Raw genomic sequence first — 6294 nt, 5'->3', positions numbered from 1 at the left:
CTCAAAGACAAAAAAGACGACAAATACACTAAAATATTGGCAGCTTTGAGTGAAGCAGCCAACAAGATAAAGAGTGCAGCAATGGCCATACATTTGTGCTTTAATAATTAAAACTGGGTATTTTGGTTTGCAATTCTAATAAAAAAGAAAAATTCTAAAAATTCCAACTAAAATCCCAAAGTAATTTTCTATTCAAAAAAAAACACCTGCAATCCTCTTGAATTTTTTTTCAAAGGAATTGTGGTTTTTTAATAAAAACCATTGAATATAATCAAATTATTCCATATTATGAGGTTAAAATATAATGAATAATCAAAAATTTCACAAACCTCCTATAGTATATATGATGGTTTGGGCTCTTCTAAAGTTAGTGTTTGTTCTAATTTGTCATTTTAAAAAGACTCTAGTTTTGTTTGCAAGCAAACTTTCTAGGTTTTTGATATTGTTTACTATATTCCTTATGCATCTAAACAGTGAAAGCAAAATCAAAATATAGATAACATAGTGAATTTCATTCTTGATGAGCTTCCAATAAATATCATTTTAAATATTGTCGAAACTTTTGCAAAAAAGAATGCATTTTAAAATATAAAAACAATATTATTAGATATTATCGATACTGTGAATGAAATTGATCTGAAATTGACTTTCAAAAATTTTTATGTCACAAGTTTGGGTTTATACTCAAAGATTCGTGTCTTAACTTTTATTAAAATTTTCTAATTCAATATGATTATTTTTTTAGAAAGACCAAAGGTATTTATCATGCTCCAGACCGATTGTCAATTTCATTGTCAAAAATCTTAACGAAATACTCAAAAAAATCAATCTTAAAAAGGGATTCTCGACTATTGACAAAGTTGCCGTTTTAAATTTTATAATTAGAACTGAAGCCTTTCTGTTAAAAACTGTCAAAATCACTTCAAATCATTCTCTAAAATCTTAAAAAGTTACCATAGAACACATACTAAAAAATGTTTGCGGATTTGATATTGGGATTAAATTTTGGAACTAAAATTTATCATAAACTTAATTATTCTAAATTATTTGAGTAGATACAAAAAATCTTTTGAGTATATCTATCAGTCAATCTAGTTTTAATGTCTTTTTTCAAAACCCAGATCATTTTTTCGAATTTTTGAATAAATATAAGAATTTTTATATTTATTATTACCTAATTTATCTTTGCTAAATTTCCTTAGTTTAGTTTAAAATAATCCAATCCCATTGAATATTTTACACCACTTTATAAGTTATGAATACTATATAAAAACCTTTTTTATCTTCTTTTCATAAGATTGGCAATCGTTTCATTAATATTGCATGCCAAATAACGTTATTAAAGCATTCCAATTTAAAAAAATCTTCTATGAAAATGTATTTAGACTTATAATTTTTTTGTTGTATTTTTGATACAATAAAATTTAATTTTATTAAAATCATTATCATTATTTAATTTTGATACATGTGTTTATTATTTATTAGGTATTTTTTATATTGTTGTAATAAATTTTTAAATCTGCAGATATAGAGTTAGAGACAATGTAAATGTTGAAATATAATTTAAATTATTTTCTTTTGGGAAAAATTAATCAGTCCACAAGTAAAGGTATACCTGCTTGTCTAATTTTTACTTGTGGGCTGATCAGAATATATTAATAGTTCCAATTATAAATTTCCCTATACTTTATAAAATTTTTGATAAATCAAAATATAAGAAAATCTATATCTGTAGACTTAACAAAATAAAAAGTGTTAATCAACAATAATTATTCATTATAACTTATATACACGATAATTGTCTAAACGTAATTTCAATTTTTTTTTACCAAGCGAAATTTCTCATAAATCGATATTGAAAAGTCGTCAAAATTGTCTCTATCCAACACATACAAAAGTTTAAAAAAATTCACATCATTAATACATAAATAGAATATAAAAACCTCATTTTCAAACACATTATTACCAAGCTTTACTTTAATTTTACGAAATAGGTTGATTAATTCTTTAGATTTTTTTGGCCCCAAACTAAAAAAAACTCATTTAAAATGTCTCGACTTTTATGTGGAGACAATAAATTCATTGTCTCCACATCATTTTCTAGATCCACAATAGGCTCGTAAAACTTATAAATAAAACTTTTAATATCTTTTAAAACACAAATTTCGACAGCATTTAATTCTAAATAGACAAATATGTTTTTCATTATATATGAAAAACATATAGCAATTTTTACAAACAATAAAAATTTGTTAACGAATTTATATGAAATTATTTGAGCTAGCCTTTACAATTCTATTATTTATTGAACACAATCACTGTAAATTGCAAATTGCTCGAACTATATTTGTTTAATATTATCTAAATTGTTTATAAGTCAATTATATCTGTATTTGTAATTTAAGATTGTTGTAATAATATTATCTATTATGAGTAATATACAAGATTTACGTTTTGTATGTTGAGATAAAGGGGCAGTTTTTTTGTATAAATTTTGTTGTAAAAAAATTTCATTAATTTTTGTATACTCTGTAATAGAGTATACCTCCTTTTTTATTAAATTATTGACTTTATTTTTTTTGCACTGATTTTCTGAAGGGCTGTCCCTCTATGTGTGATTTTAGAATAAAATTTTATTGTTGTTAATGAGCCTCTAAATAAATTGATAATAATCTCATAATATTGTGGAATTAGCAAGCTTATAATCAAAAAAATATACCCGCTTTTATTTTTACTTGTGGTTATGGGCTTTCTTAGTTATAGATTTAACAGTTATTTTCACACTAAAATCAATGATAGCGGTGACTATACCTATATTTGGTAATTCTTGGAGTTCGTCTGTAATAAATTGAATATCTGTTGTAGTTTAAATATCTGTTGTATCTTGAATATTTATTTGTTTGAGATTTTGGTATTTCTTTTTTCATATTTGATATGCTTGATGAAATATCTTAATTCAATTTACATGAAAAAACTAATAGTATAATTAAAATTGATAATTTCTTCATAAAAGTTTCTTAACGCTCCTATTGTAAAAAATAATTTATAATATAGTATATATCGATTTTCGCCGTTATCAAGGTAGATTTTATTCTAATCAATTTATTTGTTAAAAAAATACGGATTTATACTAATTAAAAATTAATATATTAATTTTTAATTAGTATAAATCCGTATTTTTTTAACAAATAAATTGATTAGAATAAAATCTACCTTGATAACGGCGAAAATCGATATATACTATATTATAAATTATTTTTTACAATAGGAGCGTTAAGAAACTTTTATGAAGAAATTATCAATTTTAATTATACTATTAGTTTTTTCATGTAAATTGAATTAAGATATTTCATCAAGCATATCAAATATGAAAAAAGAAATACCAAAATCTCAAACAAATAAATATTCAAGATACAACAGATATTTAAACTACAACAGATATTCAATTTATTACAGACGAACTCCAAGAATTACCAAATATAGGTATAGTCACCGCTATCATTGATTTTAGTGTGAAAATAACTGTTAAATCTATAACTAAGAAAGCCCATAACCACAAGTAAAAATAAAAGCGGGTATATTTTTTTGATTATAAGCTTGCTAATTCCACAATATTATGAGATTATTATCAATTTATTTAGAGGCTCATTAACAACAATAAAATTTTATTCTAAAATCACACATAGAGGGACAGCCCTTCAGAAAATCAGTGCAAAAAAAATAAAGTCAATAATTTAATAAAAAAGGAGGTATACTCTATTACAGAGTATACAAAAATTAATGAAATTTTTTTACAACAAAATTTATACAAAAAAACTGCCCCTTTATCTCAACATACAAAACGTAAATCTTGTATATTACTCATAATAGATAATATTATTACAACAATCTTAAATTACAAATACAGATATAATTGACTTATAAACAATTTAGATAATATTAAACAAATATAGTTCGAGCAATTTGCAATTTACAGTGATTGTGTTCAATAAATAATAGAATTGTAAAGGCTAGCTCAAATAATTTCATATAAATTCGTTAACAAATTTTTATTGTTTGTAAAAATTGCTATATGTTTTTCATATATAATGAAAAACATATTTGTCTATTTAGAATTAAATGCTGTCGAAATTTGTGTTTTAAAAGATATTAAAAGTTTTATTTATAAGTTTTACGAGCCTATTGTGGATCTAGAAAATGATGTGGAGACAATGAATTTATTGTCTCCACATAAAAGTCGAGACATTTTAAATGAGTTTTTTTTAGTTTGGGGCCAAAAAAATCTAAAGAATTAATCAACCTATTTCGTAAAATTAAAGTAAAGCTTGGTAATAATGTGTTTGAAAATGAGGTTTTTATATTCTATTTATGTATTAATGATGTGAATTTTTTTAAACTTTTGTATGTGTTGGATAGAGACAATTTTGACGACTTTTCAATATCGATTTATGAGAAATTTCGCTTGGTAAAAAAAAATTGAAATTACGTTTAGACAATTATCGTGTATATAAGTTATAATGAATAATTATTGTTGATTAACACTTTTTATTTTGTTAAGTCTACAGATATAGATTTTCTTATATTTTGATTTATCAAAAATTTTATAAAGTATAGGGAAATTTATAATTGGAACTATTAATATATTCTGATCAGCCCACAAGTAAAAATTAGACAAGCAGGTATACCTTTACTTGTGGACTGATTAATTTTTCCCAAAAGAAAATAATTTAAATTATATTTCAACATTTACATTGTCTCTAACTCTATATCTGCAGATTTAAAAATTTATTACAACAATATAAAAAATACCTAATAAATAATAAACACATGTATCAAAATTAAATAATGATAATGATTTTAATAAAATTAAATTTTATTGTATCAAAAATACAACAAAAAAATTATAAGTCTAAATACATTTTCATAGAAGATTTTTTTAAATTGGAATGCTTTAATAACGTTATTTGGCATGCAATATTAATGAAACGATTGCCAATCTTATGAAAAGAAGATAAAAAAGGTTTTTATATAGTATTCATAACTTATAAAGTGGTGTAAAATATTCAATGGGATTGGATTATTTTAAACTAAACTAAGGAAATTTAGCAAAGATAAATTAGGTAATAATAAATATAAAAATTCTTATATTTATTCAAAAATTCGAAAAAATGATCTGGGTTTTGAAAAAAGACATTAAAACTAGATTGACTGATAGATATACTCAAAAGATTTTTTGTATCTACTCAAATAATTTAGAATAATTAAGTTTATGATAAATTTTAGTTCCAAAATTTAATCCCAATATCAAATCCGCAAACATTTTTTAGTATGTGTTCTATGGTAACTTTTTAAGATTTTAGAGAATGATTTGAAGTGATTTTGACAGTTTTTAACAGAAAGGCTTCAGTTCTAATTATAAAATTTAAAACGGCAACTTTGTCAATAGTCGAGAATCCCTTTTTAAGATTGATTTTTTTGAGTATTTCGTTAAGATTTTTGACAATGAAATTGACAATCGGTCTGGAGCATGATAAATACCTTTGGTCTTTCTAAAAAAATAATCATATTGAATTAGAAAATTTTAATAAAAGTTAAGACACGAATCTTTGAGTATAAACCCAAACTTGTGACATAAAAATTTTTGAAAGTCAATTTCAGATCAATTTCATTCACAGTATCGATAATATCTAATAATATTGTTTTTATATTTTAAAATGCATTCTTTTTTGCAAAAGTTTCGACAATATTTAAAATGATATTTATTGGAAGCTCATCAAGAATGAAATTCACTATGTTATCTATATTTTGATTTTGCTTTCACTGTTTAGATGCATAAGGAATATAGTAAACAATATCAAAAACCTAGAAAGTTTGCTTGCAAACAAAACTAGAGTCTTTTTAAAATGACAAATTAGAACAAACACTAACTTTAGAAGAGCCCAAACCATCATATATACTATAGGAGGTTTGTGAAATTTTTGATTATTCATTATATTTTAACCTCATAATATGGAATAATTTGATTATATTCAATGGTTTTTATTAAAAAACCACAATTCCTTTGAAAAAAAATTCAAGAGGATTGCAGGTGTTTTTTTTTGAATAGAAAATTACTTTGGGATTTTAGTTGGAATTTTTAGAATTTTTCTTTTTTATTAGAATTGCAAACCAAAATACCCAGTTTTAATTATTAAAGCACAAATGTATGGCCATTGCTGCACTCTTTATCTTGTTGGCTGCTTCACTCAAAGCTGCCAATATTTTAGTGTATTTGTCGTCTTTTTTGTCTTTGAG

Annotated in this window: 4 protein-coding genes; 2 read left to right on the top strand and 2 right to left on the bottom strand. The window is 23.4% G+C overall.

Features of this window, described 5'->3' with window-relative positions:
- Positions 1 to 1814: 1814 nt before the first annotated feature.
- Positions 1815 to 2027, bottom strand: coding sequence for a P52 family lipoprotein (locus HNP67_RS07040; RefSeq protein ID WP_236845749.1), 213 nt, complete (start codon positions 2025 to 2027; stop codon positions 1815 to 1817).
- Positions 2000 to 2206: a hypothetical protein gene (locus tag HNP67_RS07035; protein ID WP_236845750.1), complete on the bottom strand. Its 207-nt coding sequence runs from the start codon at positions 2204 to 2206 to the stop codon at positions 2000 to 2002. Before HNP67_RS07035 ends, HNP67_RS07040 begins: the two co-directional genes overlap by 28 nt.
- 1882 nt (positions 2207 to 4088) lie before the next feature.
- Here HNP67_RS07035 and HNP67_RS07030 point away from each other — a divergent pair.
- Together HNP67_RS07030 and HNP67_RS07025 are read left to right on the top strand one after the other, a co-directional pair.
- Complete coding sequence (locus tag HNP67_RS07030; RefSeq protein ID WP_236845750.1) at positions 4089 to 4295, top strand: hypothetical protein; 207 nt, start codon at positions 4089 to 4091, stop codon at positions 4293 to 4295.
- Positions 4268 to 4480 (top strand): P52 family lipoprotein, encoded by a 213-nt coding sequence (locus tag HNP67_RS07025; RefSeq protein ID WP_236845749.1) that lies wholly within the window; start codon positions 4268 to 4270, stop codon positions 4478 to 4480. The genes HNP67_RS07030 and HNP67_RS07025 overlap by 28 nt, the downstream gene beginning before the upstream one ends.
- The last annotated feature ends 1814 nt before the right edge of the window (positions 4481 to 6294 follow it).

Source organism: Borreliella californiensis (assembly GCF_014205885.1).
GTDB lineage: Bacteria > Spirochaetota > Spirochaetia > Borreliales > Borreliaceae > Borreliella > Borreliella californiensis.
This window is presented reverse-complemented; position numbering and strand designations above follow the sequence as displayed.

Bases quoted from the DNA above. Each gene is read 5' to 3' on its own strand.
- HNP67_RS07035 (WP_236845750.1), bottom strand. From the start codon at position 2,206: ATGAAAAACATATTTGTCTATTTAGAATTAAATGCTGTCGAAATTTGT.
- HNP67_RS07030 (WP_236845750.1), top strand. From the start codon at position 4,089: ATGAAAAACATATTTGTCTATTTAGAATTAAATGCTGTCGAAATTTGT.